Raw genomic sequence first — 24170 nt, forward strand, 5'->3', positions numbered from 1 at the left:
CCAACCCGACCCACCCCGGCACCTGAGAGGAGCGCAACAACGTGAGCGGCCTGCAGAAGTTCGAGCAGAAGCTGGAGCAGCTCATCTCAGGCGCTTTCGCCAAGGCGTTCCGGTCCGAGGTGAAGTCGGTGGAGATCGTCGCCGCGCTCCAGCGCGAGATCGACAACAACGCCCAGGTGCTCAGCCGCCAGCGGCGCCTGGTGCCCAACGACTTCTTCGTGGAGCTGTCCTCCAGCGACCTGAGCAAGCTGGAGTCCTACGGACCCCACCTCAAGGAAGAGCTGAAGCGCCAGCTGATGGACCACGCCGAGGCGCAGGGGTTCGTCTTCCCCGGCCGCGTGAACATCGAGTTCGGCGAGGCGAAGGACCTGACCATCGGCCGGTTCCGGGTGCGCAGCCGCGCCCAGGCCGCCGTCTCCGGTGGTGACATGAGCGACACCCAGGTCAGCCGTGCGCAGGCCTACCTGGAGATCAACGGCACCCGGCACCCGCTCCACGGCAACCTCGTCGTGGGACGAGGCACCGACGCCGACCTGCGCATCAACGACCCGGGCATCAGCCGTCGCCACATCGAGTTCCGCTCGAAGCAGGCCGGCGACCGCGTGCGCGTCGAGGTCTACGACCTCGGCTCGACCAACGGCATGCTGGTCAACGGGCAGAAGATGGCGAGTGCAACCTTGGATGACGGCTCTCAGGTGCGCATCGGCACCACCGTCATCACCGCGCACATCGTGGAGGAGCGCCGTTGAGCGAGCTGACCCTTTTCCTCATCCGGGTCGCCTATCTGGCGATCCTGTGGATCTTCGTGCTGGCCGCGTTGTCGGTGATCCGCTCCGACATGTTCGGCGCGCGGGTCACCAACGCCTCCGCCGGCCAGCCGGCGGCGCCGGGTCGCGGCAAGTCTCCTGCGGCGCGGGCACCTCGTCGCGGCGTACCCACGCATGTCGCGGTCACCACCGGTTCCAACGCCGGCGTGACCGTGCCTCTCTCGCAGGCACCCATCGTCATCGGCCGTGGCAGCGATGCCGCGATCATCCTCGACGACGACTACGCCTCCACCCGCCACGCCCGGATCGCCGTCTCCGGCGACCAGTGGTTCGTGGAGGACCTCGGATCGACCAATGGCACCTACATCGGGTCCGTCCGGATCAATCAGCCGACCGCCATCTCTCTCGGAACCCAGGTGCGGATCGGTAAGACAATCCTGGAGCTGCGCAAGTGACCGCTGCGACCGACCCCACCCCCGATCCCGCTCCTGTCCGTGGCTCCGGCGACGGACGCCCGTTTCGCCTCGAGTTCGCGGCGATCTCGGACGTCGGCCGGGTCCGCAAGGACAACCAGGACAGTGGGTACGCCGGCCCCTGGCTGCTGACCGTCTGCGACGGTGTCGGCGGCGCCGCGCGCGGTGACATCGCCTCCAGCACGGCCGTCCAGCAGCTGCGCAAGCTCGACGAGGAGCCGGCTCCGGGCCTGGTCGACGACGACCTGATCGGCCTGGTCTCCCACGCGCTCCACATGGCCCATGACGAGATCGGCCACCTGGTCGACCACGACCCGACGCTCAACGGCACCAGCACGACCTCGACCGTCGGTCTCTTCGACGGCTCCAAGCTGACCGTCGGACACGTCGGCGACAGCCGTGCCTACCTGCTGCGCAACGGCGCGATCCACCAGGTCACCCACGACCATACCTTCGTGCAGACGCTGCTCGACGAGGGGAGGATCACGGAGGAGGAGGCCAAGACCCACCCCCACCGCAACCTGATCCTCAAGGCCCTCGACGGCACCCGCGAGCTCGAGCCCGACCTGTTCATCGTCGACCTCGCCGCCGGCGACCGGCTGATGTTCTGCAGCGACGGTGTCTGCGGCTACGTGGACGACCCACGCATCGCCGACATCCTCGCCACCGGCACCCCGGAGTACGCAGCCGTCGAGCTGGTCCGGGTCTCCCTCGACTCCGGCAGCACCGACAACGTGACCTGTGTGGTCGCCGACGTGGTGCCGAGCGACACCGTCCCGTCCGCCGGCCTCGAGGCCCAGATGGTGGGTGCCGCGGCCGAGCTCAAGAAGAAGACGACCCGCACCGGCCAGATGACCGCCCTGTTCCGCGGTCACCGGATGGGCGACACCGGCGAGCTGGACCCGATCGACGAGGAGATCCCCGACGGCGCGATCGCGGCTGACCCGGAGGAGATGCGCTACGCCCTCCAGGCGCCCGCCAAGCACCCGCGGCTGCGCTGGACGTTCGGCCTGCTGACCGTCCTCGGTGTCGTCTGGATCGCGGTCGCGACCGCCTTCGTCTGGTCGCAGAACCAGTGGTACATCGGCGAGCAGGAGGGCAACGTCACGATCTTCCGTGGCGTGCCCACCACGATGGTCGGCTTCGACCTCTCCGAGCCCTACCAGACCTCTGACCTGAAGGTCTCCGACCTGGCCGAGACCTACCAGAACCAGCTCGAGGACGGGATCCACAGCAAGGACCTGGCCGGCGCCCAGGAGAAGGTGCAGTCCCTTGCCGACCAGAGCGCCGCAGACGCGGGAAGCGGGTCATGAGCGGCTTTACACCGGCGAGCTCGATGCCCGTCTTCGTCCACCGGTCACGCCGAGGGGCTGAGCTGGTCCTGCTGATCCTGGCCCTGGCGGTCGGGATCGGGGCCTACGCCGCGGTCGGCCTCGGGGTGCAGGAGAAGATGCCGGTCGACCTCGTCGGCTACGGCACGTGGCTGGTCGCGCTGCTGGTGGCGGCCCACATCGGCGTACGTCTGATGGCTCCGTACGCAGACCCCGTGCTGCTTCCGCTGGTGGCGATGCTCAACGGGTTCGGTCTGGCGGTCATCCACCGGCTCGACCTGGCCATGAAGGCCGGTGACGGCGTCTTCGCGCGTCAGCAGCTGATCTGGATGACCATCGGCATCGTGCTGTTCCTGATCGCGCTCTTCGTGGTCCCCGACCACCGGATGCTGCAGCGGTTCACCTACACCGCCGGCCTCGCCGCGGTGGTCCTGCTGATCCTGCCGATGCTCCCGCTCATCGGCAAGGAGATCAACGGCGCCCGGATCTGGATCAACATCGGTCCAGTGGGCTTCCAGCCCGGTGAGGTCGCCAAGGTCCTGCTGGTGATCTGCTTCGCCGGCTACCTGGCTGTCCACCGCGACGCGCTCGCCCTGGCCGGACGCCGCTTCGTCGGCATCGACCTGCCCCGCGGCCGCGACCTCGGTCCGCTGCTGATGATGTGGGTGATCAGCCTCGCGATCCTGGTGCTGCAGCGCGACCTCGGCTCCAGCCTGCTCTTCTACGGCCTCTTCGTGGTGACGTTGTACGTCGCGACCGAGCGCAAGGGCTGGATCGTCGTCGGCGGTCTGCTCTTCGCCGGCGGGGTCTTCGCCGCGATCAGTCTCTTCAGCCATGTCCGCGTCCGCGTGCTGACCTGGCTCAACCCGTTCGACTACTACCCGGAGCCGCTCAACGGCACCTCCTCGGGGCAGCTGGTCGAGGGGCTGTTCGGGATGGCCTGGGGAGGCATGATCGGTCGTGGCTTCGGCTCCGGCGAGCCCTGGCGAGTCCCTTACGCCAACTCCGACTTCATCATCCCGGCGATCGGCGAGGAACTCGGCCTGACCGCCCTCCTTGCCCTGCTGCTCTGCTACGGCCTGATCGTCGAGCGCGGCCTGCGCACGGCGATCGTGGCCCGCGACGACTTCGGCAAGCTGCTCTCGGTCGGTCTGGCCACCTCGGTCGCACTGCAGACCTTCGTGGTCGTCGGTGGCGTGACCGGGCTGATCCCGCTGACCGGTCTGACCACACCGTTCCTCTCGTATGGTGGATCCTCGCTGGTCGCCAACTGGGTGATCGTGGCCCTCCTGTTGCGCGTCTCGGACCAGTCCCGCCGCCCGCTGCCGACGGCGCCGTCCGACGAAGACCTCGCTGCTGAGGAGACCCAGATCGTCAAGCTCGACAAAGGGGCGATGACCAAGTGAACCGCCCCATCCGCACGTTGAGTGTCGGCTGCCTGATCCTGTTCGTGGCGCTGATGCTCAACCTGACGTACGTCCAGTTCTTCAAGGCCAGCTGGTACAACAGCCGCGCCGACAACCGACGGGTCACCGAGGAGGCCTACTCCCAGCAGCGCGGCGACATCCTGGTCGGCAAGAAGGCGATCGCCACCAGCAAGCCGAGCGACGACAAGTACGAGTGGCTGCGCACCTACCCCGGCGGCAAGAAGTACGCCCCGATCACGGGTTTCATGTCCTACTCCTACGGCCAGACCGGGATCGAGAGGACTCAGGACTCGGTGCTGTCGGGCAAGGACAACAAGCTCTTCACCAACCGCCTGGTCGACCTGGTCACCAACTCCGAGCCGGCCGGCGGCAACGTCGAGCTCACCATCGACCCGAAGGTCCAGGACGCTGCGTACGAGGGTCTGACCGCGCTCGGCGAGGACGTCCAGGCGGCCGCGGTGGCGATCGACCCGAAGACGGGCCAGATCCTGGCGATGGCGTCCACCCCGACCTACAACCCGGACCGGCTGGCGACCCACGACTTCGGCGCTGCGGGGAAGTCCTACAACCAGCTCTCCAAGGACGACGACGAGCCGCTGCTCAACCGTGCCATCCAGACCGCGCTGCCGCCGGGCTCGACCTTCAAGCTGGTCACCGCCGCGGCTGCGATCGAGAAGCTCGACATGGACGGCGACAGCAAGGTCTACGGCGGCGCTTCCCTCGACCTCCCCGGCACCACCACCGACCTGCCCAACCTCAACGGCAGCAGCTGCGGTGGCGAGGAGATCACCCTCACCCGCGCTCTCGAGGTCTCCTGCAACACCGCCTTCGGCCAGCTCGGCATGGAGCTCTCCGACGAGGAGATGCAGGAGCAGGCGGAGGCGTTCGGGTTCGGCCAGGACTACCTCGACGACCTGCGTCCGCTGGCCAAGAGCCAGTACCCCGGCAACGACGGCAAGGCCGAGCAGGCCCGAGCCGCGATCGGCCAGCAGAGCGTGATCGCGACCCCGCTGCAGATGGCGATGGTCTCCGCCGGCATCGCCAACGGTGGCGAGGTCATGAAGCCCTACCTCGTCGACCGGGTCACCTCCTCGTCGCTCGACGTCATCGACCAGGGCAACCCGACCCCGATCGACAACCAGCCCGCGGTCTCGCAGGAGACCGCCGAGATCCTGACCCAGATGATGGTCAGCACCGTCGACAACGGCACCGCCGAGGCCGCCGCGATCGACGGCGTCAGCGTCGCCGGCAAGACCGGCACGGCGCAGACCACGCCGGACAAGCCGCCGTACGCCTGGTTCACCTCGTTCGCCCCGGCGGAGAACCCGTCCATCGCGGTTGCCGTGATGGTCCAGAAGAGCGGCACCGAACGCAGCGAAATCGCCGGCGGACGGCTGGGCGGCCCAATCGCGAAGGCCATGATGGAGGCAGCGATCTCATGAGTCGTTACGTATTCCACGAGCTCATCGGCACCGGCGGGATGGGCGAGGTGTGGCGGGCGACCGACACGACCCTCAACCGCGAGGTCGCGATCAAGCTCCTCAAGCCCGAGCATGCCGAGGACCCGATCGGACGGTCCCGCTTCGAGTCCGAGGCGAAGCATGCCGCGGCCCTCCACCACCCCAACGTGGTGGCTGTCTACGACGTCGGCGAGATGCCGACCGCCTCTGGCCTGATGCGCCCGTTCCTGGTGATGGAGCTGGTCGACCACAAGCCGCTCTCCGAGCTGCTCCGTGACGGCCGTCCACTGGCCCCCGAGGTCGTACGCGACCTCCTCGGTCAGGCCGGCGACGCGCTGGCCGCCGCCCACCGGGCCGGCATCGTGCACCGCGACGTGAAGCCGGCCAACCTGCTGATCACCCCGCAGCGGAAGGTGAAGGTCACCGACTTCGGCATCGCGCGCGCCCAGGCGTCGACCGGCATCACCGGCACCGGCCAGGTGATGGGCACGCCGCAGTACCTGAGCCCCGAGCAGGCGCGCGGCGAGAAGGCCACGCCGGCCTCCGACGTCTACTCCCTCGGTGTCGTCGCCTTCGAGTGCCTCGCCGGCTACCGGCCGTTCCAGAAGGAGACGCCGGTCGCGACCGCGATCGCCCACCTGCACGACCCGGTGCCGCCGCTCCCCGACCACGTCCCCGCCGACCTGGCCGCGGTCGTGATGCGGAGCCTGCAGAAGGACCCGTCCCTCCGTTACGCCGATGCTGCCGCGTTCACGACCGCGATGATCGGTCACGGTGCCGCCGCTGACGCCGATGCCGACGCCACCACCGTCGTAGCCGCCGCGCCCGGTGACGCGACCGCGACGTCGGTCATGGACCCGGTGCCCTCGCCCACCCAGAACTTCATCGGCATGCAGGGCGGTGCGGGCGGCCCCGAGGGCCCGCCGCCGCCTCGCTACCAGGACCCCTACGACCGCTACGACGAGGACGAGGACCAGCGGCCCTGGTACAAGAAGCCGTTCAACATCGTCGTGCTCGTGATGCTCGTCGCCGTGATCATCGCGATCATCTGGATCATCTCGACCCTCGCCGCCGACCCGGAGACGTCTCCGGCCGACAGCTCCTCGAACACCCCGTCGGTCACCGCTACCCCGACCCCGTCGGAGGAGCCCGAGGAGGAGCCGAAGCCCGTCGAGATCGACGAGGACGACTACATCGGCCGCAACGTCGATGACGTACGTCGTGAGCTCCAGGACCTGGGCCTCGAGGTCGATCCGACCGTGCAGGACAACGACGGCAGCTTCGAGCCCGACACCGTTTCGGGTCTCGACCCGACCCGCAACCTCTACGAGGGCGACACGATCACCATCCGCTACTACGGCGAGCGCCCGGTGGTCGAGCCCACTCCCACCGAGGAGGAGCCTGACGAGGAGGAGACCGACGAGGAGGAGCCGACCGACGGCGAGTCTTCCGGCGACTGGGGTCTCCCGGACCTTCCCGGCGACGAGAACACCGACGGCGGCGGCAACGGGGGCGGCAACGGCAATGGGGGCGGCAATGGCTGATGGAGCGCTCCTCGCCGGTCGCTACGAGGTCGGCGAGCTGCTCGGCCGCGGCGGGATGGCGGAGGTCCGCAAGGGCACCGACCACCGGCTCGGCCGCGTGGTCGCGATCAAGCGGCTGCGGATGGACCTCGCCAGCGATGCGACCTTCCAGGCGCGCTTCCGGCGCGAGGCACAGTCCTCGGCCAAGCTCAACCACCCCTCGATCGTGTCGGTCTACGACACCGGCGAGGAGAAGACCGACGACGGTGTCGCCCAGCCCTACATCGTGATGGAGTACGTCGCCGGCCGCACGCTGCGCGACGTGCTCCGTGAGGGTCGCAAGATCCTGCCCGAGCGGGCGCTGGAGATCAGCTCCGACGTTCTCAGCGCGCTGGACTACAGCCACCGCAACGGGATCATCCACCGCGACATCAAGCCGGGCAACGTCATGCTGACGCCGGCCGGTGACGTGAAGGTGATGGACTTCGGCATCGCTCGGGCGCTCAACGACGCCCAGTCCACGATGACCCAGACCGCGGCCGTCGTCGGCACCGCGCAATACCTCAGCCCCGAGCAGGCCCGCGGCGAGCAGGTCGACGCCCGCTCCGACGTCTACTCGGCCGGCTGTCTCCTCTACGAGCTGCTCACCGGCCGTCCGCCGTTCGTCGGCGACTCGCCGGTCTCGGTGGCCTACCAGCACGTACGCGAGCACGCCCAGCCTCCCTCGGTCCACGACCCGTCGCTGCCCCGTGAGCTCGACGCGATCGTGATGAAGTCGCTGGCGAAGCGGGTCGAGGACCGCTACCAGTCCGCGCAGGCGATGCGCACCGACATCGAGCGCTACCTCGCCGGACGTCCGGTCCAGGCGACCGTGCCGCCGAGCATCGACCAGACCCAGGTCGCCCAGAACCGTGCCGTCGCCGGCGCTCCCTACGGCGACCCCACCAACGGCGGCTACTACCCGCCCCAGGACGACCGGCCCGACGGTCCGCGTCCCTGGGTGCTCGTCCTGCTCGGTCTGGTCATCATCGGCCTGATCGCGGTGGGCGCCTACTTCCTGCCGACCGCGCTCGGTCCGCAGACCACGCCCGCGCCCGACGTCACCGGCCTGACCCAGGAGAAGGCGATGGCCGGGCTCAGCACGGCCAAGCTCAAGGGTTCGGTCAAGCAGGAGTCGAGCGACACGGTCGCGGTGGGCGTGGTGATCTCGCAGGATCCGCCCGCCGGCCAGGACGTCGAGGAGGGCAGCACCGTCACGCTGACGGTCTCCACCGGGCCACCCAACCGGGAGATGCCCAACGTGATCGGATCACCGCAGAAGACGGCCAAGCAGCTGCTGGAGAGCGATCCCTACAACTTCACGGTGAAGATCGAGACGGAGGACTCCGACCAGCCGAAGGGCACCGTCATCGAGTCCGACCCGGTCGACGGGGAGAGCGTCACCACCGGCAAGTCGACCGTGGTCACGCTCACCGTCTCCAAGGGCCCCAACAAGGTCCCGAACGTCGTCGGGAAGACCGCTGAGGAGGCGAAGGAGATCCTCCGTGCCGCGGGCTTCACGCCGGTCGTCAAGGACGAGCCCAACACCGACAAGCCCAAGGACACCGTCGTCGAGCAGTCCCCTGACAAGGGCACTCCGCTCGCGCAGGACGGCGAGGTGATCATCTTCGTCTCGACGAAGGAGGAGGCCCTGCCGAGCTGTCAGACGCTCGTGCCAGGGACGGACCCGGCCAACCCGACGGCCTCGGCCACCCAGACCGCCGAGCCGGGCGACCCGCCGACGTGTGACCCGACGCTGCCGCCGAGCAGCCCCGCGGCCCCGTAGCCCGGACCTCGCCGAAGCCCCTGTCTCACTTCTCCTGAGGCAGGGGCTTCGCGTACTTCACCTCGAGCAGACCGTCGTAGGCCGGCGCGGTGAGGTAGGTCAGCGGCTTGAGGGACCAGCCGATCTGGACGTTGGGGTCGCGGGCGTCGGCCCGGTAGTTCTGCACGTGGTTGTCACGGTCGATCGCCGCCTGCAACCGGTCGGGGTCGCCGACCGCCTCGATGACGTACGGCTGGGGGTAGGGGACGCCGTCGAGCTGCACCGTGCTGCCGGAGCACTTGATGCCGGTCGTGGTGATGATCCGCTTGCCGGCGATCGTGATCGCCTCGGCGCCACCGGCCCACAGCGCGTTGACGACGGCCTGGATGTCCTGCTGGTGGACGACCAGCGAGTTGGGGTCGTCGCCGGTGTAGCTCTCCTGGACGTCCGAGGGCGCGTCGCCCAGCACGATCTGCATGCCCGCTCCGCTGTGGTCGGAGGTGCCGGCCGGATCGGCGAGCTTCGCGGACTGGTTCTGGAGCTTCTTGACGTCCTTGTCGGTGACGCCGCTGGTGAGCTGGTCGACCTCGCCCTGCAGGTCGGTCAGCTGGGCCTCCAGACGGTTGTAGCGGGCCCGCTCGCCGTCGACGAGCGTCGCCAGGTCCTCGTAGCGTCCCGGACGCAGGTCGGTGCCGTCCGCGTTCACGAAACTCACCGCCAGCAGACCGCCACAGAGCAGCACCACGACGGGCGTACCGACCTTCCAGGAGGTGGCACGGGACCAGCGCTTTGGTTTAGAGGTGGGGTTAGCCTGGGTTCCGGAGCTCACGACCATTAGGGTATGCGCAGCAATCACATTTGTCTGAGGAGCATCACCCGTGGCCAAGCTCAAGCTCTCGAAGAAGAGTGATCTCGACCTGCCCAAGGATCCGATCTTCACTCCCCGCTTCGGGATCGCCCTGTTGCTGATCGCCCTCGGCATCGGCTGGATCGCCTACTACTACACCGGGGTGCGCCCCAACGAGGTCGGAGGCGACTTCACCGGGCCGAAGCCGGTGCAGAAGCTCGAGGGGTGGAACTACCTGATCGGCTTCGTCCTGCTCTTCCTGGGCCTGGCCGTCGCCGCCCACCCGAAGACCCCGCTGGGCCGCGGCCGCGGCGTCGTGGTCGGCATGCTCGGCTGCTTCCTGATCGGCCTGGTCTGGATCTGCGTCTTCTACATCTTCGCCAACGACCACCTGGACAAGATCTGGGTCTTCAACGACCTGGGCCAGAAGAACCTTCTGGTCGGTATCGGCTTCATGGCGGTGGGCTTCACCTTCGCCACGAAGTGGGAGTGAATCCCCCGCGGGAGACCACCGAAAGAGGCGCAACCCTTGGGGTTGCGCCTCTTTGCGTTACACGGGTGTAGTTCTCCACAGGGTCTTCCACACCTGTGGATTTGTCCACGCCGTGAAAACGCCCCGAAAACACCTGTTCCGAAGGCGTCAGAACAGCATCATTCGTACGCCGACAGCAGCAAGCAGCAGCAACGCGAACCCGCCCAGGGCAGCCCACTGCAACGGCGCCTTCCGGTCGGCCCGGAACTGGGTGAAGATGCCCGCGACGACGAGACCGCCGACGAAGCCACCGACGTGCCCCTGCCACGAGATGCCGTTGCCGAAGAACGTGATCGCCGCGTTGATCAGGAGGACCGGCAGCAGCGGGGAGAGCGACTGGCCCGCCCGGACGAAGAGCACCACGAGGACACCCAGGAGCCCGAAGATCGCCCCGGACGCGCCGACGGTCGAACCGGCTGGTGCGGCCGCCCACACCACCAGGGCCGAGCCGGCCAGCCCGGAGATCAGGTAGAAGACCAGGAACCGCAGCCTGCCCACGATCGGCTCGAGGAACGAGCCGAGCATGTAGAGCGACAGCATGTTCACGACCAGGTGGATGATCGAGACGTGGGTGAACATCGACGTCACCAGCTGCCAGACCGCGCCGTCGTCGACGCCTGGCATCCAGGTGTAGCCGCTCGCCCCACAGACGCCCTCGGGCACCGCGAAGCCGCCGTCCGGCGTGAGGCAGTAGCCCTGCAGCCGGATCGCGAGGAAGTCGGCGATCCTCGAGCCGGCGCCGCCGGTGAGCATGATGCTCAGCCAGACGAGAACGTTGACGCCGATCAGCGAGAAGGTGACGGGCAGCGCCCGGAAGCCGATCCGCGCGCCGGTGAAGCGCTTGGGCTGGCGTACGGACTTGTGGCCCTCACGCACGCACTCGGGGCACTGGAAGCCGACGGAGGCGCTGGCCATGCAGTCAGGGCAGATGGGACGCCCGCAGCGCTGGCAGCTGATGTGAGTCTCACGGTCGGGGTGGCGGTAGCAGACCGGCACCCCGACCGGGGTCGTCTCGGACAATCAGCCCTCGACGATCTCGACCGTCTCGATGACGACCGGCTCGACCGGGCGGTCCATCGCTCCGGTCTTGGTGCCGGAGATCGAGTCGACGGCCTTCTTCGACGCCTCGTCGGCGACCTCGCCGAAGATGGTGTGCTTGAAGTTCAGCCACGGCGCCTGGCCGGTGGTGATGAAGAACTGCGAGCCGTTGGTGCCGGGGCCGGCGTTGGCCATCGCGAGCAGGTAGGGCTTGTCGAAGGTGAGCTCGGGGTGCGGCTCGTCCTTGAACGTGTAGCCCGGGCCGCCCGTACCGGTCCCCAGGGGGCAACCGCCCTGGATCATGAACCCGTCGATGACGCGGTGGAAGCCGAGACCGTCGTAGTAGGGAACACCGGAGCGGCCAGCGTCGTCCGTGTACTCCTTGGTCCCCTTCGCGAGGCCGACGAAGTTGGCGACCGTCTCGGGAGCGTGGTTGGGGAACAAGGTGATCGTGATGTCACCGTGGTTGGTGTGGAGGATGGCCTTCTGGTCAGCCATGACCTGCCCTTCCGACATTGGGATTGGTACGGGATGTAGCTCCTCGATCCTCCCACAGGGTCGGTCGCATGCCCGAGGTCAGGAGGCCGCGTCAGCGAGCTTCGGAGCGATCCGGTCGGCGACGCGGCGCTCGACCCAGAAGATCAGCCCGGGGATCAGGCCGGCGATCATCATCAGCAGGAACTCGGGGATCGTCCACTTGGCCTTCTGGGTGAGCAGGAAGGCGACGATCACGTAGACGATGAAGATCCAGCCGTGCGCGACCCACAGCGGCGTCATCGCCTCGCCGAACGACTGCAGGGCGGTGCCCTCGGGGAGCAGGTACTTGAACAGCGAGGAGATGGTGCCGACGAGCAGCAGCACACCGACGACGTACGCGAGCACCTTGTAGGTGCCGAACAGCTTGTTCACGCGTCTGAGCGTACGCGCAGATCCTGAGTGGTTTTCTCAGGGTCTTCTTCGCCGGCCTCGTCGCTCTCGTCCACGTCCTCGGGCCGCGGGTGCAGGGTGTCGCGCACGTAGCGCCACCAGACGTAGATCCCGAAGACGCCGAACAGCCACCACTCGATCGCGTAGAGGAGGTTGCGCAGCCCGGTCGTGGCCTCCGGCTCGGGCAGCTGCGGCGCAGGTACGTCGGCGACGTCCGTGGAGCCGTCGTTGACCGGCATCGAGCTGGCCGGCCAGTCGTCCTCGACCGGCGAGCGCACCATGTAGGCGCTGTAGAGGTCGTAGCTGGTGCGCGAGATCAGGTCGGAGACGTCGAGCTGCGGGAAGACGTTGTCGGACTTGCGGTCGTCAGCGACGTTGGTCCAGTCGCTGGGCTGCAGCCAGCCGGTGACGGTGACGTGTCCGCGCGGCGCGGGCGGAGCGGTGCCGACCTCCGGGGTCCAGCCACGGACGACGTAGACGGCCGACTCGGTGTCGTCGACGAGCACCGGCGTGACCGCCCAGAACCCCACCTGAGACCCCCGCTCCATCCCGTCGATGAAGATGGTCTCCTCGGGCAGCCAGATCCCGGAGACGGTCACCGGACGGCCGATCTGCTCCCACGGGAACGCGTCGTTGGGCCCGATCAGGTCGGTGAACGCCTTCGGCTTCGCATGCACCAGCTCGGCGACCTGGTCCTGCTTGTCCTGCTGGCTCGACTGGTACTGCCAGACCCCGAGCAGCACCGCGCCGGTCACGAAGACGACCATCAGCGCGTGGGCACCCCACATCCTGGGAGAGAAGATGCTTCGCGGGGGTCTGGTCTGGGCGGCCATAGCACTCCCAGAGTACGGCCCCTCAATCACAGACGGCGAATGGGACGGGCTCGCTGGTGACCAGCGTGGCCGCCGTCACCGGGTTGGTCACCCGGAAACCGATCCGCCCCGTCGACGGGTCCGCGACGCCGTTGGTGAAGACCTTCTTGTACGCAGCCGCCTGATCACCCAGCTTCAGCCGGTAGAACAGGTCGTCGCGGTCCTCGCCCAGACGGAGCGTCGCCAGCCCGCCGCCGAACTCGACCGAGTAGGCCTCGACCGGCGCCAGCCTGGTCTTCTCCTCGGGCCCGCCCTCGGCGCAGCCCTTGACGACGTACGTCGAGGTGGCGGGGCCTCCGGCGACCGCGATCAGGGACTCCTGGGATGCCCAGTTCTCGGCGTCCGGGGTCGCGGTGTTCTTGGTGATCAGGTGGGTCTTCGGATCGAACTTCGCGCCCTTGAGCGGGCCGACGCCGGCCTTGATCGCCTGGCCCGGCTTGACCCGGTCGGCGACCTTGATGACGAACCCTTCCTTGCCGCCGCCGGTGAACCTGGCCTCCCAGATCACGTCGGCAGCGCCCCACGCGTAGTCGTCGCGCAGGCGCTGGTCGACTCCACGCAGCAGCCCGCCGCTGACCTGGGCGGCCTCCTTGTCGGCCCGGCTCCACAGGTCGCTCTGGTCCGTCGGCTTCGATCTGCTGGTGACGTCGTCGAGCCCGAAGAGCGACTTCACCTCGTCGTAGTCGGTCACCGCCAGCGTCGTCGCGTCGGCAGGCACGAACGTCATGGCGGCCGTGGCAGGGTCCATCGTCGCGGCGTACACGGGGTAGGTCTCCTCCGTCGCCGATGCCTCCGGCTTCTTCGGCTCGCTGTCGTCGCCACACCCGACCAGCGCGAACGCCAGTCCCACGGCCAACGCGCCGATGCCCCATCGCGTCACGTTCACCCCAACGAGTATTCCCGATCCCCGTCACGGTATGCGGTACATCTGTCCCGGCGAGACGAGGCGAAATAGATGGAGGCCGCAGGCAGACTGCCTGCGGCCTCCGGGATCCCGAGCGTCAGCGACCAGCGCCTGTGAGCTCAAGGGATGAGGGGAGCGGCTCGAGCACCGGGTCGATGATCCGCGACGAGGCCTCCGACCGAGCGACCCGGCTGCGGCGCAGGTCCTTGACGGTGGTGAGGCGGCGGAGCCAACGGTCGGTGCCGTCGTAACGAGCCTTGAACGGCTTGCGGCCGTGCAGCGCACGGTGGTTGTCGACGATGAGGACCTCGCCCGGAGCGAGCGCGACGTCCTCGACGTTCGCGGAGAGCTCCATGATCAGCAGCTGGAGCGCCTGGTCGGCCTCGACGTCGCCCGGCAGCGCCTCCATGTAGGGCGGGTCGAGCCGGACGTCGGGGGCCTGCGGCGAACCGGAGAGCACCGCGGTCGGCGCGGCGAGCAGCTCGCCCTCGTTGACGCCCGCCTCGCGGAGGTTGCGCAGGTGCTCGTCGTCGGGGCGGATCACGTAGCGCGGCTCGAACAGCGGCGCGTACTCCGGGCCGGTCACGTCGATCGAGCTGATCCCCACCGCGGTGGTCGGGATCAGGTCGTCGTTGCGCAGCGAGATCAGGCCGAGGTGGTCGCAGCGCAGGTTGCTGAACGCGTCCTCGATGTGCAGGTCGAGCACGACATCGCTGCTGTGGCCGGTCTGCAGGCTCTCCTGCTTCTGGATCGGCAGGATGTTGTTGACCAGCTGGCCGCCCTGCAGCGAGGACCAGGAGACGGCGTCGCCGAGCTGAGCCATGATCAGGGCCAGCCAGAAGTCGGCGGCATGGGGCGCCTGGGCGTCCGGGTGGTTCCAGTGGGGCGGGGTCGGCCCGGCGGTCACCGGAAGACCACTGATCACCAGAGCGTCGGTCGCATCGCCGTAGCGGAACGCGCGGATCGCCCGGGCGACGCTCTCGGGAAGCTCGCCACCGAGAAACGGGGCGGTCTCGAGGAACTCCGAGGAGACCGGGTCTCCGAACCGGGCGAGCAACGACTCCGCCAGCGTGGCTGCGGCCTGGGACTCAGCGGGGGTCATCTCGACCCGGGTGACTACGGACTCTGCGCCCACAACATTGACCTTTCGGACTTTGTGGTGGAGGGGTTCGTCAGAAGCGTTTTCTGTGACCCACACCAAAGGGTTTCCTAAGTTCGGGACCACTTTGTTCCGCCGTACGGAATTCAAACGAGTGATAGGTCCAAATGACGAGACGATAGGTATTAGGCCCCTTGCGCAAACGGCCTGAACCTGTTTAGGGAATGTATCTCTCTTGCGGTATCCCAGTTACCAGAGATTTGCCCGTCCGGCTGGGCTTTCGGAGAGGTCGGCCGGCCGATGATTCACCGGTACGGATCGACGAGCTCGCGCAGCGACGTCAGCGCCTCGCGGAGGCTGGTCGCGAGGTCAGGCCCGAGGTGTTCGTTCCACTCCTCCTCGACGCCCATCACCACCTCCCGCGCGTGGTCGGCGGCAGCCTGACCGGCTGCGGTGAACCTGATCAGCCGCGCCCGGCCGTCGGTCGGGTCGGGGACCCGCTCGACGAGTCCTTCTCGCTCCAGCGCGGCGACGAGGATGCTGGCGGTCTGCTTGGTGACCTGGGCCTGCTCGGCCAGGTCGACCAGCCGTGAGCCGTCCTCCGCGATCCGCTGGGCGAGCCTGGCCTGCGCGACGGTGATGTTGTAGCCGGCGTCCCGCATCGCCGAGATGACGCGCTCGTCCATCGCCCGGTAGGCGATGAGCATGAGCGTTGCGACGTCCACGGAACCCCTTGACACTGCTCGACACCCTGGCCAATATAGTCAGTAAGACTGACTATTATACCGCTCTCCGGTGTCCAGACGACTGTCTGTTCACGGGGCTCCGCCGGACGCGTGTTGCTTCCACCATCTCCACAGTCCTCGCCGGTCGAGGTCCGTCCCGAGCAGGTCACCATGAACGCAGTCGCACAGCTCAGCGCCGGTCTGTCCGCCCTGATCCTCATCGCGGTCTTCCCCTTCGAGGCCTTCTTCATCCACCGCACCGAGGTGCAGCGGTTCCTCGGGATCGAGCCGCACGGCATCCGCAACGTCCACCTGTGGTCCTTCTGCATCGGCGCCCGCAACGCCCTCGCCGGCGTGGGCACGCTCATCGGCCTCTGGATGGTGAACTTCGGCGACCAGTCCACGGGCGTCGTCGTCGTGGTCGCCGCCTGCATCTACATGCTGCTCGCCTCGCTGTTCATGGGCATCGCCGACGCCCTCGGCTACTGGCTCCCGCGCGGCGGCAGCATCAAGGGCACGGTCCTCTCGTCCGTACTGCCCGCGGTCGCGCTGATCGCGATCGCCATCTGACAGCGGGAACCACGCCGGAGCACTACGCTCGAAAGCATGGGCACCGCGATCGTCTCGGGACTCTTCGCCGTCGTGCTCGCCTGCCTCGCCTGGGCTCTGCAGAACGGGAGCCGGCGAGCCCGCCTTCTCTCCCGGATCGAGCGCTACACCCAGATCCTCAAGGACATTCCGGACGGCCACCCGGCGCGACTCCACCTGGATGCCGCCCTCGCCGCCGAGGCCGCACAACTGGAGGCACTGATCGGCTCGAAGGTCCCGCAGAACCAGACTCCGCCGGTGCCTCCAAGTCCTCGGTACGCCCCGGCACCGATACCCGACGGAACTCACTCTCCTCCCGCGGACACCGGCCCGTCGACGATGGACGACATCTTCGGGACGGACAAGCGCCGACCGACCACCCCCGGCCTACCGCCCCAGGCGCAACCGCCACCGCCGCCACCATCGACTCCCGTGCCCACTGAGCCCGCACAGCCCGCGCCGACACTTGCTCGCTCTGCTGCACCGCTCCGGCCGTACGCTTCGGTGGTCCTGGGCCTGCTGGCCGCCGGATTCGCGGTCCTCGCGCTCTGGCTCACCATCGACCAAGTGCTGAGGTAAGCACACATTCCTTGACAGACATATTCCCGGTAAGGAATATTAATGGTGTGCCCACCCGCGACGTCTTCAGCGTGATCGCCGACCCGACCCGCCGGCAGATCCTCGACCTGCTCTGCCAGCGCGAGATGGCGGTAGGAGAGCTGGTGGAGACCCTCGGTCTCGCGCAGCCGAACGTCTCCAAGCACCTGCGGACCCTGGGCGAGGCGGATCTGGTCCACGTACGCATCGACGGACCGCGCCGCCACTACCGCCTGCGCCCCGAACGACTCCGGGAGCTGGAGGAGTGGCTGGCGCCGTACCGCCGGATGTGGGCCGACCGCCTCGACGCCCTCGAGCGCCACCTGGACCAGCTCGACGACCCTGACCACGAGAGGACTGAGAGATGACCGCGACGACCGGACCCCTGGGCGAGGTGCTCAGCGACGGTGAGCGCACAGGCCTTCGTTACGTACGCCTGCTGCGCCACTCGCCCGAGAAGGTGTGGCGGGCGCTCACCGAGTCGGACGGCCTGCGCCACTGGTTCCCCGCCGACATCGTCGGCGAGCGTGCCGCCGGGGCGCGGCTGAGCCTGCCGTTCTGGCCCGAGGGCCTCGAAGACGAGAAGGCGGTCGAGGCGATCCAGGAGATGGGCGTCGACCCGAACAGCTACGTCTCCGAGGGTGAGCTGCGCGTGTGGGACCCGCCCCGGGTCTTCGAGTTCACCTGGGGCATGGATGGCCGCGAAGACCTGACCGACCTGCTCCGCTTCGAGCTCGAGCCGACCGACGACGGCACCCGCCTCACCTTCACCACCTGGCTCGGCGGCCCCGCCCAGAACGCCGACACCGCCGTCGGCTGGCACGTCTGCCTGGACGAGCTCACCGACCTTCTCGACGACGGCCCCACCGCCCCGACCGACGAAGCCGCCGCCCTCGTCGTCCAGCGGGTCAAGGCCCGCACCGAGGGACTCGGACCGAAGTACGCCGCTCTGATTCGGTCCTGACATGCAGCACTGTTGGGGTTCTGTGTGCCGAATTCACTGACGGATACGTACGGGGGTGTTTCAATGCAAGCGCGCCGCAGGTCGCAGCGCCTCGACTTCGAAAGAAGACCCCCATGCTCCGCAAGTTCACGCTTGCTGCCGCCGCCCTCGCGCTCGGCGCAGCGCCCCTGTCACTCGGTGGTTCAGCGCAGGCTGCGACCACCCCTTCAGTCAATGTGACCAGCGCCTGTCAAGGCGGCGCTGGCTGGTGTCATCACCGTCGGCGCCCGGCGCTCGCCCACCGGTGGCACCATCGGAACGACCGTGATCCGTGACGTGAAGAGGGCCAACTGGTCCGGGTTCACGACGGTCGGCAACAGCGAGCCATCCGGTCCGTTCCCTGAATCAGCGACGCTCCACCCGGTCGACGGCGTCGTACGCGACACCACGAAGTCCACCCTCGCCTGGCCGAAGCCGGTCACCGGTGTGTACTTCTCGGGCGACTACTCGGTCTTCTGCGTCGGAGGTGTCGACCAGAACCCCTACCGAGTCATCGGCATGGGCCCGACCTCCCAGATCACCGTACGCCGCGACTCCGGCGCCGTCCGGGTCGTGGGCGAGGCGAACCGGCTCGGCAAGTACCGCCTCACCGTACGCCTGTGGACTCCGGCCGGCTTCCAGGAGAAGTCGAAGGTCGTCAACGTGGGCGTCGACACGAACATCGGCGAGTTCCGGCACCGCTTCACCGGCTTCCAGCGGACCAACAAGTTCACCAAGGCCGTACTGATCGCAAAGCACATCCGAAGCGGCAAGTCCACCACGTCCACAGTGCGCCGCACGTTCTGATCTTCAAATGCTGCTCGTGGCCCCGTCGATCCGGCGGGGCCACGATGTCTGAGAAGCTGCGTCGGTATCGGCGGCGGATCAGAACTGCCGAGTGCCGGGTGCCCTCGCAAAAGCCCTAGCCTATCCGCCCCTGCCCAGCGCTGGCAGATTCAGGGGGCCGAGAACCGGAAACCGGCCTCTGATCTGGTGGAGCGTAGGGGACTCGAACCCCTAACCCCCTGCTTGCAAACGACAATCTGTTCGAATGGCGACCTACTCCGTACGCTGCCGAACGTCCGTGTTCGTCCATCGCCGGTGGCTCCTGGTGCCGAGCGTTGTCAGGCAGTTTGTCAGGCACGAGCGCTTGTCCGTATCGCGGGGGCGGAGCGCAACCCACGCCGGCACCTAGCCCCATTGGCGGGGGTCTGGGGGCTTGCCCCCACGCTGCCCAACACCACCGATCCTAGAAGTGTCGCGGGGAGTGTCCCTACCGGCAGCAGCGCCCCCTCCCCCTCGTCATCAGCCAAAGAACTGGATTGGGATGGATGGTGCGGTGGCCTACTTGGCTCGTCGGAGCTGGTGGCGCACGTAGCGCACGAGGAAGATGATTGCGACGGCTACGCCAGCAAGGAGCGTGGCTGTGACGACGAGCCCGAGCAGCAATTCGGGCACGTGCGGCGTCAACGGCGAAGGCTCCGGCGAATACGGACCCAAGGGCGAGGGCTCGGGGACGGGCGGCGTCATGGCCGGAACGATAACGCTCGGTGGTTGCGGTAACAGATGATCGCGTTGGGCAGCTCGTCCGCGGGGAGAGTGAGCGCTTGGTCTACGGACTGGGCGCTCTTCTTCATTTGCGCGGCACGTAGGGGGACCGGCCGCCAGGCCGCACGCCCCCGGAGGCCGCGCACGCGGCCGGAGGCCGCCTTGAGTCAGTAGAGAAAGTTCTCACGCGATCATGGCGACCGCACGTGGGCACGCCGTTTACCGGAGCACCATGCCAACCAGCTCCATGAGGATCCGCACACAGCCCGACAGGCCCGCGACGAGGACCATTGCGGCCATCGCTCCGAGGAATACGGCGCCGAAGGTCTGATTCAGCTTCTCGCCCGGATTCAACTCCTGCCACTCAAGGCGTCGCCACTCGAACTGGACGGGCCACCTCGAATGAACCTCTTTGTCGAACAGTCGTCGGTTGTACTGGACGATCCAGCGCCACCACATCAGTGACAACCAGGCAAGAAGTGCACCGAATGCCAGCATGGCCCCAGCACCGACGATGAGCGCGACCACCAGACCCCGGTCCTTCCGACAAAATGTTCGCGCCAAAGTTAGCCGGGGGGAGACCGCCTCGTCAGGGATTCGGCGATGCGGGCGCGCAACTGGCCAACTCCCAACGATCGACGGAAGAACTGGAGCGGCGTCGTGTCCAGTCCCCCTACGGTCAATCGAACGTATGCCGTATCGCGATCTGGTCTAGGTGCAGAGCTGCTCCGTCGCCGGAGGCACGAAGTGGCACAGGACCGCGGTCGCGTCGTCGTGCCGCTTTCCGCGAGATGCTCCCGTCCCAGCCTCGTCTGCTTCGCGGGTGCGGCGCACCAGATCCTCCGGCCCGGACTCAAGGATGCGGAAGAGGTCTTCCCAGCTCTGTTGGTGTCGCTCGACGAGCGTGGCGGCTCCGTCCGTCAGTACGGCGGCAGCTCGGACCGGCTGAGCAGCATAAGAGACGCTGCCGGCGACAGCATGGCGGGCCGCTTCGGGCTTGGTACTGGCAACCCAGAATCCATCAGGGGTGTTCCGAACCGCGCCGATTCCGGCGACGGAGTAGTCCTTGAGGTGATCGAGCCGGTCGTCGGTGATCGGAAGCACGCCTCCATCGGCCATGTGGAACACGACCGATGAGTCTGCGAGGGCGAGATAGTCGATACGGTCACCGTGCAGTCGAAGCAGGGCAACCGTCGACGAGGGGCTGTTGGGGTCCTCGAGGTCGCAGGTATCCGCATGCGCATCGCACACCTGCTGAATCGCACGCTCGAGGATCGCGGACAGGCTCCAGGAACTCGGCGTCGTAAGTCCTTCAGCAAGACGCAGGCCGAGCTGGCGGACCAGCCACGGCACGTCATGGATGCATCCGTTCTCGAGGCCCGGGACAGGTGTCGCTCCGTCGAGCACGATCACGAAGTCGTTGCCCACGAGTACGAAATCCTCGTTGTGCTCATGGGTCGGCGACGTCTCGGTGTAGCTCACGGCGCTAATACGGATGCTCACTCAGGGGCCTCGAGTTCGTAGGCGAACGGGTGCCTGTCGCTAGCGAGTACGGATCAGAAACACCTCGACTGGACCCGAGGCAGCGTACGCGATGCGGTGTAGCTCGATGACCGGAACGCCTGGCTCAGGCGACGGCCTCTGGCCGCCGATCCCGGCTTACTCGCTTTCGCGTTTTGCCTGGTCAGAGTGGGTGGAGCGTAGGGGACTCGAACCCCTAACCCCCTGCTTGCAAAGCAGGTGCGCTACCAATTGCGCCAACGCCCCGGACGGGTGTCCGTCGGTCAGTTCACCTTGTCGGTCGCCGCGGCCCAGTGACCCTTCTCGGGGTTGGACTGGTCGAGCTTCTTCTTGGCGAGGACGATGCCAGCCGCGGCCAGCAGTACGAGGACGAGCTTCTTCATGTCTTCTCCTGCGAGTCGTGGTGAGCATCGCTGCCCGTTAGACCAGGAAAGCGTACCGGCCCGCCGTGAAGCGTACGAAATCAACCGGCCTCGGGGTCGGGCGCCAGGCCGAGGGAGGCGATGGGGGTGAGGGTCATGTGGGTGCTCGCCCACATCCGGCCGGTCAGTAACCCGAACCCGTACGCCGACGGCCGGCTGTAGGGGGAGGCGCCGGACTCGTAGGTGGTGATGAGCTCGCCCGAGACCTCGACGATCGCCTCGGCCATGTTGGGGAAGCGGTACTTGCGCTGCACCGCGCCGACGCCGCCGTCGGCCCTCCGCTCGCAGATGAAGATCGTGCTCGGCCGGTGGCGGCCGAACGAGGAGGAGAAGACGTACTCGTCCTTGCGTACGACGATGCCCTGGACCTTCGGCGGGGTGGTGGTCGAGAGGACCGGTTCGGAGAAGTCCCACGCCCCGTCCGCGCCCTTCTCGTAGGCGAAGAGCGTCTGGTTGCCGAAGCCGCCGACGTAGAGCTGGTTGCCGCGGATCCGGCAGTACGAACCCGCAGCCACCTTCACGGGCGCCTCGATCGGCGCGATCTCGGCGGCCTTCGCCGACTCCCGGATCGCCGAGAGCGAGTAGCGGTAGAGCCGACCGGTGCCGCCGCCGGCGCCCTTGGAGACCCACACGTCGTCGCCGTCGATCGCGACCCCGCCGGCGTGGCCGGGACCGACCTTGCCCTGGTAGCCCACCAGCAGCACCTCGGCGACGGACTGCCCGCTCTTCAGGTCGACCAGCACCAGCGCCGAACCCTTGTCGTGGGAGTAGTAGCTCTGGGCGAGCACGTTGGTCTCCGGCCCGTACCCCAGCCCCTGCGGCGTCCAGTCGTCGGTGCCCCCGGTGGCCAGGGTGTTGGGGATGAGCGGGCCGACGCGGCCGCCGAGCCGCTGCCCCCACCTCTCGGTGCGCTTCATCCCGCCCTTGACCCACCGGCGCGTACGTCCGGGGATGGAGTCGAGGTCGAACGGAAGGTCGATCTTGGTCATGACGGTGATGTTCGCACGCGGTTCCTACCGTGGTCGGATGGCGCACGGTCCCTGGGCCGATACGTTCCTGGTGTGACGAGCGATCTCACGGACACTCCTGCCACGCCGACACCCCGCGAGCTGGCCGGCGCCTTGGCCGGATTCGGCCGCGGCCTGCTGCGGCCTCGGCGTCCCGACCAGCGCCTGCTCGCGTCGATCACCGATGTCGGCCTTCCCGAGGGCGACCGCACGGTGACCGTACGCACCATGCCGCAGGTGGCGCGCAGCCTGCCCGCCGGCGGGCTCATCGAAGGTGCGGGCCTCCGTCGACGCGTACGCAACGCGATGACCTGCTTCGTCATCACGCACCCCGAGGCGACGTTCGTCGTCGATCCGTCCTACTGCCGCGACGCCCCCGATCGCGCCCTGGGCGAGCTCCCCGGGATGCTGCGCCGGCTCGTGACGCCGCCGTCCGACACCGTTCCCACCGTCGACTCGCTGCGGACGGCGCAGGTCCAGCCCGACTTCGCCCTCCCCACCCATGCCCACTGGGACCACGTCTGCGGCCTCCTGGACCTCCCCGGTCTGCCGGTACGCATGCGGGGCATCGAGCGCGACTGGATCCTCGGCCCCGGCCGGCCACCCGTCGGGGGAGTGCGCGCGGCTCTGACCGATGGGCGGCCGGTGGAGACGTACGACCTCGACGGCCCGCCCGTCGCCACCTTCACCGCCTCCCACGACCTCTTCGGCGACGGCTCCGTCCTCCTGGTCGAGCTCGCCGGCCACACCCCGGGCAGCGTCGGCGTCCTCGCCCGCACTGCGTCCGGCTGGGTCCTCATCGCCGGCGACGCCGCCTGGCACTACGACCAGATCGACCTGATCAGGCAGAAGCCCGCCTTCCCCGGCGACCTCGTCGACGAGGACCGGGACGCCGCCTTCGCCACCCTCCACCGCCTGCACCTGGCGCGTCATCTGATGCGTGTCGTCCCGACCCACGACCACGACGCGTCCAGCCGGCTGTGACGAGGAAGAGGCTTCGTTGGGAGCCTGAAGCACCGCGAGTGCCAGGCTCGCGGGCTGAAGGTCGGTCCCAGAAATTCCCAGGCGCCCCACGACTGCGCGTCCTTACAGTGTGGCAATGACCCTCTTCCATGTGACGTCGAGCTTGAACCGGGCCTCGATCACCGAGCACGGGCTCGACTGGGAACGCATGGGGCTGGCGTGCGGCATCGCGGGCAGCAAGACGCCCGAGGTCCCGGGCGTGTTCTTGTGCATCGATGAGGGCGATGTCGACTGGTTTGCTTTCACCATCAACAACACGGGCGGCCCCGTCGACGTATGGGCCGTCGACGGGGTCGACCCGAGGTCGCTGCGCGACAACGGAAACGGCTACGGGTACCTCGCGGAGAAGATTCCGGCATACCTCCTGACCCTGGTTCGCACCGACCTCGCAGCACCCACCGTTCGATGAGAAACCGTCGAGCGAGTCAGGTGACCGGCTCGACAGGGCGAGACTCGACCACCGCCCCGCGAGGGGCAGATAACCCGCCCTGGCATGCAGAAACGCCCCGGACCGGAGTCCAGGGCGTGTGCTGTGCGCTTAGGAGGACTTGAACCTCCGACCCCCACATTATCAGTGTGGTGCTCTAACCGTCTGAGCTATAAGCGCAGGCGCCAACTGGGGGTGGAAGCCCCACCAGCAGGCGAGAGGAAACATTACCCGGCCGCCGCCCGTGGAACCAAAACGGTGACACCCTGCCCACCCTGGGGAGGTCGGTCCGAACCTGGTTCGGATGAGTCTCCCCAGGGTTAGGG

Annotated in this window: 28 protein-coding genes and 2 tRNA genes; 15 read left to right on the forward strand and 15 right to left on the reverse strand. The window is 67.9% G+C overall.

Translation table 11 applies throughout. The annotated features are described in order from the left end of the window. Positions 1–41: 41 nt before the first annotated feature. From G5C66_RS19890 to pknB, 7 genes are read left to right on the forward strand one after another with little or no spacing between them, the layout of a single operon-like run. A complete protein-coding gene (locus tag G5C66_RS19890; protein ID WP_165112673.1) occupies positions 42–749 on the forward strand; it encodes an FhaA domain-containing protein in 708 nt (235 codons plus the stop codon). Then, the gene (locus G5C66_RS19895) at positions 746–1222 is read left to right on the forward strand and encodes an FHA domain-containing protein FhaB/FipA (RefSeq protein WP_165112674.1); all 477 of its coding nucleotides are present in this window, start codon (positions 746–748) and stop codon (positions 1220–1222) included. Before G5C66_RS19890 ends, G5C66_RS19895 begins: the two co-directional genes overlap by 4 nt. Beyond that, positions 1219–2553: a protein phosphatase 2C domain-containing protein gene (locus G5C66_RS19900; protein WP_165112675.1), complete on the forward strand. Its 1335-nt coding sequence runs from the start codon at positions 1219–1221 to the stop codon at positions 2551–2553. The genes G5C66_RS19895 and G5C66_RS19900 overlap by 4 nt, the downstream gene beginning before the upstream one ends. Next, positions 2550–3977, forward strand: a complete 1428-nt coding sequence (locus G5C66_RS19905) for an FtsW/RodA/SpoVE family cell cycle protein (RefSeq protein WP_165112676.1) — start codon at positions 2550–2552, stop codon at positions 3975–3977. Before G5C66_RS19900 ends, G5C66_RS19905 begins: the two co-directional genes overlap by 4 nt. Further along, positions 3974–5440 carry a penicillin-binding transpeptidase domain-containing protein gene (locus G5C66_RS19910; RefSeq protein ID WP_165112677.1) on the forward strand — a complete coding sequence of 489 codons (1467 nt, stop codon included), beginning with the start codon at positions 3974–3976 and terminating at the stop codon, positions 5438–5440. The genes G5C66_RS19905 and G5C66_RS19910 overlap by 4 nt, the downstream gene beginning before the upstream one ends. Next, complete coding sequence (locus tag G5C66_RS19915; RefSeq protein WP_165112678.1) at positions 5437–7002, forward strand: serine/threonine-protein kinase; 1566 nt, start codon at positions 5437–5439, stop codon at positions 7000–7002. Before G5C66_RS19910 ends, G5C66_RS19915 begins: the two co-directional genes overlap by 4 nt. Then, complete coding sequence (gene pknB / locus G5C66_RS19920; RefSeq protein WP_165112679.1) at positions 6995–8806, forward strand: Stk1 family PASTA domain-containing Ser/Thr kinase; 1812 nt, start codon at positions 6995–6997, stop codon at positions 8804–8806. The genes G5C66_RS19915 and pknB overlap by 8 nt, the downstream gene beginning before the upstream one ends. Positions 8807–8831: 25 nt before the next feature. Here pknB and G5C66_RS19925 read toward each other — a convergent pair whose 3' ends face one another. After that, positions 8832–9620 (reverse strand): DUF881 domain-containing protein, encoded by a 789-nt coding sequence (locus G5C66_RS19925; RefSeq protein WP_165112680.1) that lies wholly within the window; start codon positions 9618–9620, stop codon positions 8832–8834. Between the two features lie 43 nt (positions 9621–9663). Here G5C66_RS19925 and G5C66_RS19930 point away from each other — a divergent pair, with 43 nt between their 5' ends. After that, the gene (locus G5C66_RS19930; protein WP_165112681.1) at positions 9664–10125 is read left to right on the forward strand and encodes a cell division protein CrgA; all 462 of its coding nucleotides are present in this window, start codon (positions 9664–9666) and stop codon (positions 10123–10125) included. 147 nt (positions 10126–10272) lie between these two features. Here the strand turns inward: G5C66_RS19930 and G5C66_RS19935 are convergent, their stop codons facing one another. The 7 genes from G5C66_RS19935 to G5C66_RS19965 all read right to left on the reverse strand — a co-directional run bounded on the left by G5C66_RS19935 (position 10273) and on the right by G5C66_RS19965 (position 15729). Beyond that, positions 10273–11079 (reverse strand): rhomboid family intramembrane serine protease, encoded by an 807-nt coding sequence (locus G5C66_RS19935; RefSeq protein WP_241248698.1) that lies wholly within the window; start codon positions 11077–11079, stop codon positions 10273–10275. Between the two features lie 105 nt (positions 11080–11184). Further along, a complete protein-coding gene (locus tag G5C66_RS19940) occupies positions 11185–11700 on the reverse strand; it encodes a peptidylprolyl isomerase (protein ID WP_165112683.1) in 516 nt (171 codons plus the stop codon). A gap of 78 nt (positions 11701–11778) precedes the next feature. Then, positions 11779–12111 (reverse strand): DUF3817 domain-containing protein, encoded by a 333-nt coding sequence (locus G5C66_RS19945; RefSeq protein WP_165112684.1) that lies wholly within the window; start codon positions 12109–12111, stop codon positions 11779–11781. Then, positions 12108–12917: an SURF1 family protein gene (locus tag G5C66_RS19950; RefSeq protein ID WP_165112685.1), complete on the reverse strand. Its 810-nt coding sequence runs from the start codon at positions 12915–12917 to the stop codon at positions 12108–12110. Before G5C66_RS19950 ends, G5C66_RS19945 begins: the two co-directional genes overlap by 4 nt. A gap of 67 nt (positions 12918–12984) precedes the next feature. Then, positions 12985–13887 (reverse strand): hypothetical protein, encoded by a 903-nt coding sequence (locus tag G5C66_RS19955; protein WP_165112686.1) that lies wholly within the window; start codon positions 13885–13887, stop codon positions 12985–12987. A gap of 115 nt (positions 13888–14002) precedes the next feature. Next, positions 14003–15007, reverse strand: coding sequence for a TauD/TfdA family dioxygenase (locus tag G5C66_RS19960; protein ID WP_165112687.1), 1005 nt, complete (start codon positions 15005–15007; stop codon positions 14003–14005). A gap of 302 nt (positions 15008–15309) precedes the next feature. After that, positions 15310–15729: a MarR family winged helix-turn-helix transcriptional regulator gene (locus G5C66_RS19965; protein ID WP_338144247.1), complete on the reverse strand. Its 420-nt coding sequence runs from the start codon at positions 15727–15729 to the stop codon at positions 15310–15312. Positions 15730–15900: 171 nt separating this feature from the next. Between G5C66_RS19965 and G5C66_RS19970 the strand changes: the two genes are divergently transcribed. From G5C66_RS19970 to G5C66_RS19990, 5 genes are all read left to right on the forward strand, one after another. After that, positions 15901–16299 (forward strand): DUF1304 family protein, encoded by a 399-nt coding sequence (locus G5C66_RS19970; protein ID WP_165112688.1) that lies wholly within the window; start codon positions 15901–15903, stop codon positions 16297–16299. A gap of 36 nt (positions 16300–16335) precedes the next feature. Beyond that, positions 16336–16896, forward strand: coding sequence for a hypothetical protein (locus tag G5C66_RS19975; RefSeq protein WP_165112689.1), 561 nt, complete (start codon positions 16336–16338; stop codon positions 16894–16896). 47 nt (positions 16897–16943) lie between these two features. Next, the gene (locus tag G5C66_RS19980) at positions 16944–17282 is read left to right on the forward strand and encodes a metalloregulator ArsR/SmtB family transcription factor (protein WP_165112690.1); all 339 of its coding nucleotides are present in this window, start codon (positions 16944–16946) and stop codon (positions 17280–17282) included. Continuing rightward, complete coding sequence (locus G5C66_RS19985; protein WP_165112691.1) at positions 17279–17878, forward strand: SRPBCC domain-containing protein; 600 nt, start codon at positions 17279–17281, stop codon at positions 17876–17878. The genes G5C66_RS19980 and G5C66_RS19985 overlap by 4 nt, the downstream gene beginning before the upstream one ends. Before the next feature lie 303 nt (positions 17879–18181). Beyond that, positions 18182–18703 (forward strand): hypothetical protein, encoded by a 522-nt coding sequence (locus G5C66_RS19990; RefSeq protein WP_165112692.1) that lies wholly within the window; start codon positions 18182–18184, stop codon positions 18701–18703. A gap of 537 nt (positions 18704–19240) precedes the next feature. Here the strand turns inward: G5C66_RS19990 and G5C66_RS19995 are convergent. From G5C66_RS19995 to G5C66_RS20015, 6 genes are all read right to left on the reverse strand, one after another. After that, positions 19241–19426, reverse strand: a complete 186-nt coding sequence (locus G5C66_RS19995; protein WP_165112693.1) for a hypothetical protein — start codon at positions 19424–19426, stop codon at positions 19241–19243. A 237-nt stretch (positions 19427–19663) separates the two neighbouring features. Continuing rightward, the gene (locus G5C66_RS20000) at positions 19664–19972 is read right to left on the reverse strand and encodes a hypothetical protein (RefSeq protein ID WP_165112694.1); all 309 of its coding nucleotides are present in this window, start codon (positions 19970–19972) and stop codon (positions 19664–19666) included. 183 nt (positions 19973–20155) lie between these two features. Next, on the reverse strand, positions 20156–20926 hold the full coding sequence (locus G5C66_RS20005; protein ID WP_338144248.1) for a protein phosphatase 2C domain-containing protein: 771 nt from the start codon (positions 20924–20926) through the stop codon (positions 20156–20158). Positions 20927–21138: 212 nt separating this feature from the next. Then, positions 21139–21211 (reverse strand) — tRNA-Ala (locus tag G5C66_RS20010). A 17-nt stretch (positions 21212–21228) separates the two neighbouring features. Continuing rightward, a complete protein-coding gene (locus G5C66_RS26145) occupies positions 21229–21348 on the reverse strand; it encodes a DLW-39 family protein (protein WP_241248699.1) in 120 nt (39 codons plus the stop codon). A gap of 80 nt (positions 21349–21428) precedes the next feature. Next, positions 21429–22376: a hypothetical protein gene (locus tag G5C66_RS20015; RefSeq protein WP_165112695.1), complete on the reverse strand. Its 948-nt coding sequence runs from the start codon at positions 22374–22376 to the stop codon at positions 21429–21431. A gap of 72 nt (positions 22377–22448) precedes the next feature. Between G5C66_RS20015 and G5C66_RS20020 the strand changes: the two genes are divergently transcribed. Both G5C66_RS20020 and G5C66_RS20025 read left to right on the forward strand, forming a co-directional pair. After that, a complete protein-coding gene (locus G5C66_RS20020; protein WP_165112696.1) occupies positions 22449–23378 on the forward strand; it encodes an MBL fold metallo-hydrolase in 930 nt (309 codons plus the stop codon). A 115-nt stretch (positions 23379–23493) separates the two neighbouring features. Next, positions 23494–23826: a hypothetical protein gene (locus G5C66_RS20025; protein WP_165112697.1), complete on the forward strand. Its 333-nt coding sequence runs from the start codon at positions 23494–23496 to the stop codon at positions 23824–23826. Between the two features lie 124 nt (positions 23827–23950). Here the strand turns inward: G5C66_RS20025 and G5C66_RS20030 are convergent. Continuing rightward, positions 23951–24024 (reverse strand) — tRNA-Ile (locus tag G5C66_RS20030). Positions 24025–24170: the final 146 nt, after the last annotated feature.

The sequence above is a fragment of the Nocardioides turkmenicus genome, assembly GCF_011045035.1.
Classification (GTDB): Bacteria; Actinomycetota; Actinomycetes; order Propionibacteriales; family Nocardioidaceae; genus Nocardioides; species Nocardioides turkmenicus.

Coding starts and splice junctions, on each gene's coding strand:
- G5C66_RS19905 (WP_165112676.1), top strand. CDS start 2,550: ATGAGCGGCTTTACACCGGCGAGCTCGATGCCCGTCTTCGTCCACCGG.
- G5C66_RS19915 (WP_165112678.1), top strand. CDS start 5,437: ATGAGTCGTTACGTATTCCACGAGCTCATCGGCACCGGCGGGATGGGC.
- pknB (WP_165112679.1), top strand. CDS start 6,995: ATGGCTGATGGAGCGCTCCTCGCCGGTCGCTACGAGGTCGGCGAGCTG.
- G5C66_RS19925 (WP_165112680.1), bottom strand. CDS start 9,620: ATGGTCGTGAGCTCCGGAACCCAGGCTAACCCCACCTCTAAACCAAAG.
- G5C66_RS19935 (WP_241248698.1), bottom strand. CDS start 11,079: ATGGCCAGCGCCTCCGTCGGCTTCCAGTGCCCCGAGTGCGTGCGTGAG.
- G5C66_RS19940 (WP_165112683.1), bottom strand. CDS start 11,700: ATGGCTGACCAGAAGGCCATCCTCCACACCAACCACGGTGACATCACG.
- G5C66_RS19950 (WP_165112685.1), bottom strand. CDS start 12,917: ATGTGGGGTGCCCACGCGCTGATGGTCGTCTTCGTGACCGGCGCGGTG.
- G5C66_RS19960 (WP_165112687.1), bottom strand. CDS start 15,007: ATGACCCCCGCTGAGTCCCAGGCCGCAGCCACGCTGGCGGAGTCGTTG.
- G5C66_RS19970 (WP_165112688.1), top strand. CDS start 15,901: ATGAACGCAGTCGCACAGCTCAGCGCCGGTCTGTCCGCCCTGATCCTC.
- G5C66_RS19975 (WP_165112689.1), top strand. CDS start 16,336: ATGGGCACCGCGATCGTCTCGGGACTCTTCGCCGTCGTGCTCGCCTGC.
- G5C66_RS19985 (WP_165112691.1), top strand. CDS start 17,279: ATGACCGCGACGACCGGACCCCTGGGCGAGGTGCTCAGCGACGGTGAG.
- G5C66_RS19995 (WP_165112693.1), bottom strand. CDS start 19,426: ATGACGCCGCCCGTCCCCGAGCCCTCGCCCTTGGGTCCGTATTCGCCG.
- G5C66_RS26145 (WP_241248699.1), bottom strand. CDS start 21,348: ATGAAGAAGCTCGTCCTCGTACTGCTGGCCGCGGCTGGCATCGTCCTC.
- G5C66_RS20015 (WP_165112695.1), bottom strand. CDS start 22,376: ATGACCAAGATCGACCTTCCGTTCGACCTCGACTCCATCCCCGGACGT.
- G5C66_RS20025 (WP_165112697.1), top strand. CDS start 23,494: ATGACCCTCTTCCATGTGACGTCGAGCTTGAACCGGGCCTCGATCACC.